This is a genomic window from Nocardia sp. NPDC004260 (assembly GCF_053603155.1).
In genome coordinates this window covers 1-6,102 of record NZ_JBSGEZ010000154.1, presented here as the reverse complement: position 1 = coordinate 6,102, position 6,102 = coordinate 1, and the positions used below count along the sequence as shown (strand labels likewise).

The window sequence follows — 6,102 nt, the reverse complement described above, 5'->3', positions numbered from 1 at the left end:
ACGAACAGGGCATCGGCGACCGCAGCAAGGTCAAGCGCATCCTGATGACCAGCGGCAAGCTCTACTACGAGCTGGCCGCCGAAAAGGCCAAGCAGAAGCGCGAAGACGTAGCCATCCTCCGGGTCGAGCAGCTCTACCCGCTGCCCACCCGCCGCCTGAACGAGGCCTTGGAGGGCTACCCCAACGCCACCGACCTGGCGTGGGTCCAAGAAGAACCGGCCAACCAGGGCGCGTGGCCCTTCTTCGGCCTCAACCTCCCCGAAACCCTCCCCGCGCGCTTCGCCAACACGAAGCTGCGCCGAATCTCCCGCCGCGCCATGTCGGCCCCGTCCTCGGGGTCCAGCAAGGTGCACGCGGTGGAACAGGCGGAGATCATCGCGGAATCGTTCGAACCGACCGCCTAGTCACCTGAGCGAAATCGGGCCGAATCGCCTTCGTACACGAAGCGATTCGGCCCGGTTCGCGTTTCAGGACGGCGCGAGCGCTTTCATCAGAGCAGCAGCAGTAGCCTCGTCGATGCACGTCGGCTTACCACCGTTGTCGGAGTGGAATGCACCGCCTTTGGTGTTTCCGGTGAAGTAGCACATCGGAAAGGCTGGTTTCCCTTCCGGGAAGGTCAGCGGCGGAGCGAGGCCGCCGAGGGTCTCGTCGCGCAGTGCGCGCAGCCCTTTGATCACATCCGCGCTCGCCGAAGACGGCGAGAGGCCCGCAGCTTTGGCCGCTGCCAGGAAGAGCTGGCCGCCTGCCCACGGCCACAGCAGCGGTGAGCTGAAGTCCGCGCTATCCCGAAGGCCGGGAATGTACTCGGCGAGAGCGTCATTGAAATCCTTGATGGCCGGAATGGATTCGTCGGTGTACAGCGCATTGGAGCCTGCGAAAATGCTGCCCTCGAAGTTCGGGTCCGTGGCCCACGCCTTCTGCAGGCTCACGCCGGTAGGCACCTGAATCGGTTTGTAACCTTGCTGAGCACAGGATGCCGCGATACGCGAAATCGCCTCGACCGAAACGCCGGGGAATACGGCGTCGACACCGTTTTCCTTGAATGCCAGGCAGGGCGCGATGTAGTTCGGCGCCGCGATCGCGACTTTCTCCGAAGCGAATCCCAGACCGGATTGTTCGGCCATCGGCTTCACCATCTGCGGTAGCTGCTCGCAGACCGGGATCTCGGCGCAATAGTAGACGCCGAGTTTCTTCGCGCCCGCCTTCTTGGCCTGGGCGACTTCGCCCAGCATCAGCACCGGCAGCGTAGTTCCGGAGGTGAAGAAGTTCGGGTCGGTGATGAACGGGGCATCGACCGGCTGTCCGCCGATGACCGGAATGCCCTTGCTGTCGACGTAGCTCTGCCAACTCGAACTGACCAGGCTGGTTTGGCCGACGATGGCGACCACCTTGTCCTCTTCGACCAGTTTTTTCGCCACCGCCAGCGCCGTCGTCGGATTCTGCTGGTCGTCGTAGGTGATGAGCTTGACCGGGTGCCCATTGATTCCGCCACGATCGTTGACCCATGACGCCCACACCTGCAGCACATCGCTGCTGCGCCCCACCGATCCGGCGGCAGGGCCGCTGCAGCTGCAAATGGATCCGATGACGATCGGATCGCCTTTGAGCCCGCCGTCGGACACCTTCACCGGACCAACGGTTTTGGGCCCGTCACTCGTCGAGTCGGCCGAACACGATGTGAGCGCGAGCGCTGCCGCCAGTATCGGCGCCACGCACCACAGAAACCTTCTCTTCCTCATTACTGCACTCCTGGATACCGAGTGTTCGCTACGCCCATGGCCCGGCCGCGGTTCCGGATGGGTGTCCCGCCGGCGATGCCGGCAAGTCTGTGTGTCCCCCGTCGACGCCGAGGTAGTTCCGCAGCACGACATCTCGGCCGATCCCCGCGGCGGGTCCGGCGAACGCGACGGTGCCGCGGCTGAGCAACACCACGTGATCGGCCATCGTGAGCGCGTGATCGACGTACTGCTCGACCAGCACAATCGCCGCGCCCGTGGTGCGCAATTCGCCAAGGGCCGCGAAGATCTCGTCCACGACCAGCGGAGCCAGGCCCATCGAGACCTCGTCGAGCAGGACAACCGCCGGATCGGCCAGCCAGGCGCGCCCCAGTGCCAGCATCTGTTGCTGCCCGCCGGACAGCGAACCTGCCCGCTGATCCAGCTTCGCTCGCAGCGCGGGGAAGACATCGAGCACGTCATCGGTGCCGACTCGGCGCCACGGCGGTGTCAGCAGGCGTAGGTTCTCCCGGACCGTCAAGTCCGCGAATACACCTCGCCCCTCGGGGATCAGGCACAAACCCGCACGGGTGCGGCGTGCCGGGCGAGCGTGCGTCAGATCCGCTCCGCCGATCGACACGGTTCCCGATCGCGCTCGCAGTAGCCCGGAGGCCACCCTGAGCAGCGTCGACTTTCCGGCGCCGTTCGGTCCGAGCAACGCAACGACCGAGCGAGGCGGAACGGCTAGGTCGACGTCGTGGAGCACCATCGTCGAGCCGTAGCCCGCGGCGATCGAGCGCAATTCGAGTGCGAACTCGGTGCCGGCCGTGCTGTGGCCCGTTGTGCACGACCCAGGGCCCTGAGCTTCGGCCCCCTTGCTCTGGCCGGTCATGCTACAGGTTCCTTCAGCCGGTTCTCGTCCGTGATCGGTACGCCGAGATAGGCGTGCTGCACCACCTCCGAAGCCCGGACCCGCGCGGGCGAGCCCCGGAATATCAGGCGGCCGAAGTCGAGTACGAAGATCTCCTCGCAGATCTCGAGCACCAGCGACATGTCGTGCTCTACCAGCACGATTCCGACGCCGCGTTCGGCGACGACATGCCGGAGAATCTGCCCGAAGCGCGCGGTCTCCGCGCGATCGAGACCCGCGCTCGGCTCGTCGAGCAACAGGATCAGGTACGGCCCGGCAAGACATCGCGCGAGTTCGACCAGTCTTCGCTGCCCGGTGGACAGTGCGCCGACGCGAGAATCCTTGATGGATTCGATTCCGCACAACGCCATAGCGGAAGCCGCGGCGGCGCGCACCCTCCCGGCATGTCCGTGGGCCGCGAACAGTTGGGCGAGCGGATTCGCCCCGGCGAGTGGGCCTTCGGCTCCCATCGCGACGTTTTCGGCCACGGTAAGGGAATCGAACAGCTCCGTCCGCTGAAAAGTTCGCCCGATGCCGAGCCGCGCCCGGCGGGACGTCGAGACGCGACTGATCACCCGGTTCTGCAGTCGCACCTCGCCGGCGTTGGCCTGGACGAGACCGGTGCAGGCATCGAACGTCGTCGTCTTGCCCGCACCGTTCGGGCCGATGAGTCCGGTGATCCGCCCGGTACGCGCCTCGAACGAGATTCCGTCGACGGCCACCACGCCGCCGAAACGGACTGAAAGATCCCGGACCTCCAGCAGCGCTGAGGGCTGCCTCGTGGGTGGCTCCACCGCGACAACCGCCGGCGACCGCTTGCGGCGAAAAGCGCTGTCCAGCCGGGACCGGATCGGGCCGGGAACCTTCAGGCGGCTCGCGGTGGCGGCACGGAGCACCACCAGGATGCCGAACAGGACCTGGAGCCACAGCGACATACCCGCGACGGAGACGTAGGACGGCACCAGGATGAGCGCGACCGCGGCCAGCAGCGAATACCACGGCTCCCGGCCCACCATGATGACAATGACGGCGAAATAGGTGACCGACAGTAGCGACTGGTAGTTGGTGGCCGAGGCAGTGGTCTGGGCCATTCCTGCGAGTGCGCCGCCCAACGCCGCGAGGAACGCCGACACGCAGAAGACGAGAACGCGGGTGACCTCGATGGAGACACCGTTGGTCCGCAGCGCGGTCGGCGATTCGGCCAGACCCCGGAGCAATCGTCCGAGCCTGCTCTTGTCCAACGCCACCACTATCAGCGTGCCGACCGTGGCCAGTACCAGCACGAGCCGGTAGAAGGACGGGTCGGAGTCCAGTCCGAATACGCTGGGGCGCGGCATCGGCAGGCCGAGACCGCTGGTGCCGAACATGTAGGGCCGGCTGTAGAACATCATCTGGAGCACGACGCCGAATCCGAAGGTCGCCAGCGCCAGATACAGGCCGCTGAGCCGAATGGCCGGAATCGACAACACCGCACCGATCGGCACGACCACCAGACCACAGGCGAGGAGAGCGAGCGGCCACGGCCACCGCCAATCGACCGCGAAGTGGGAGAACGCGCAGGCGCCGATCGCGGTGAAAGCCACGTGACACAGCGAGACTTGACCGGACGTGCGAACCAACAGGCCGAGCGAGAGAAAGACGAGCGTCATCGCCAGCGCCACAGTCCAATCCGTCAGGTGAATGCCCGCGAACGACGGAACCAGCGCCAGCACGACCACCACCACGATCCCACCAACGGATTGCAACGCCGGCGGAGCAGTCCAGCCGGATCGGATGCGCCGGGTCACCTGATCCCGGTCCAGCAGGAAGCGACGCGGCATGACGAGCAGCACGAGGAACAACGCCAGGAATGGCAATGCGGCGGGAACTCCCGCGGCCAACCCGGTGGTGAAGTAGCGGGTAGCCAGGGCGGCGAACACCCCGATGAGCAGTCCACCGCCGAAGCTCCATGGCAGGCTCGTGAACCGGCCGATGGCCGCCGCTCCGAACGCCTGGACGACCAGCAACGTCAGCTGCGTAGGATCGAGCGGAATCAACGGCGCGAACAGCACTCCGGACAGCGACGCCAGACCGGTGCCGACACACCAGGCCCATCGCCGAGTGCGCACCGGGCTGGTCCCGGCCAGATCCAGCAACGGCGCGTTACCGACGACCGCGCGCATCGCGACACCACGCCGGGTCAAGCGCAGCGCGGCCGAGAGCGCGCCGGTCGCCAGTACCGCGACCCCGAACGTGGTGACATCCGACCACTGCACCTGCACACCGAAGGCGGCGAATCCACCCTGCGGCAGGAAGGCCGGAACGATGCGCGCCGTCGTCTGCCCGTAATACAGCGTCACGCCCGCCTGGACCAACAGCAGAATGCCGATGGTCGCGGCGATCCGCAGTTCCACTGTCGCCTGGTCGACAACGCGGGCCAGCAATTCCAGCGCCAAACCCATGGCCGGACCGAGACCGAGAACACAGATGGCCGCGGCGAGCTGCCACGAAAACCCATTGATGACATGCAAGGTGTAGAACCCGTACGCCGACACCGTAGCCATGGCACCGTGGGCGAAATTGAACACTCCCGACGTCTTGTAGGTGAGCACCAAACCCACCGCGGCCAGCCCATAAACCGAGCCGGATACGATTCCCGCGATCACGAACGGCAAGAGATCTGCCACGATGTACTCCACTTTTGGCTGGTCACCGACACTGCCAGATTGTGCGGAGGCGTCGGCGCAGTCTTGCCCGATCGGGTCGGCTGCTGATCGAGCGACCACCCCCGCACGAAAAGGGTGTCAGCGCTCTTTGGTATAAATGGCTTTATCGATGAGCAACTGGACGATCGACTTGTTCATGCCGTCTCCGGGGTTCGATGAACAGATCCACCCACTGGGTTGAACGCGTGCCAGTCAGTGTCGATCGTTGCCCCACGCCACGCCAGGCAATCCCCTAGCTTCTGCCTCGCAACCGAATTCGACGGCACCAAAACGTAAGCCGGAAGGCGAGGTCGACGGGTTCAGCCGCCGGTTCAGCTATCTGCCGAGCGCCCAACTGCGTGCCGTATCTTCCGCCGCGCCATGCCGGCCCCCTCGGGTCCAGCAAGGTTCACGCGGTGGAAAAGCGGAGATCGTCGCCGCCCCAGTCCGCACTGGGTTCCGCTGCCAGGGACGTGAATTCGCTGCTCACCGGTTCCTGGACCGGCGATCCGGCAACCGAATTCGGCCAACAACCGCATCGCGGTCGCATGCCGCGACGAAATAGGTGGTCACTGCGAAGGCCCGCCGGCGTCCCGCTCGCCGCAGACCACTCGGCCAGCTCAGCCGTGCTGGGCGCAGTTCACGCGGGCCTGATCGGCCGCGGCGATATCTCGCTGGTGCTGCTGCTGCCGCACGGTCACGAGGGCCAGGGCCCGGACCACACCTCCGGCCGCATCGAACGCTTCCTGCAACTGTGCGCGGAAGGCTCGATGACCGTCGCGGTGCCGTCCAC

General features: G+C 65.9%; 3 protein-coding genes and 1 pseudogene. 1 reads left to right on the top strand and 3 read right to left on the bottom strand.

The annotated features are described in order from the left end of the window. Positions 1-404 (top strand): annotated as a pseudogene (gene kgd / locus ACWEO7_RS37615) (multifunctional oxoglutarate decarboxylase/oxoglutarate dehydrogenase thiamine pyrophosphate-binding subunit/dihydrolipoyllysine-residue succinyltransferase subunit); the annotation flags it as partial. Between the two features lie 63 nt (positions 405-467). On the opposite strand, the gene ACWEO7_RS37610 reads toward kgd, so the two are convergent. The 3 genes from ACWEO7_RS37610 to ACWEO7_RS37600 form a co-directional block, all read right to left on the bottom strand. Then, on the bottom strand, positions 468-1,628 hold the full coding sequence (locus tag ACWEO7_RS37610) for an ABC transporter substrate-binding protein (RefSeq protein WP_452430404.1): 1,161 nt from the start codon (positions 1,626-1,628) through the stop codon (positions 468-470). Between the two features lie 139 nt (positions 1,629-1,767). Beyond that, a complete protein-coding gene (locus ACWEO7_RS37605) occupies positions 1,768-2,607 on the bottom strand; it encodes an ABC transporter ATP-binding protein (protein WP_452430402.1) in 840 nt (279 codons plus the stop codon). Then, positions 2,604-5,291 (bottom strand): ABC transporter permease subunit, encoded by a 2,688-nt coding sequence (locus ACWEO7_RS37600; protein ID WP_452430401.1) that lies wholly within the window; start codon positions 5,289-5,291, stop codon positions 2,604-2,606. The genes ACWEO7_RS37605 and ACWEO7_RS37600 overlap by 4 nt, the downstream gene beginning before the upstream one ends. Positions 5,292-6,102: the final 811 nt, after the last annotated feature.

Bases quoted from the DNA above. Each gene is read 5' to 3' on its own strand.
- ACWEO7_RS37605 (WP_452430402.1), bottom strand. From the start codon at position 2,607: ATGACCGGCCAGAGCAAGGGGGCCGAAGCTCAGGGCCCTGGGTCGTGC.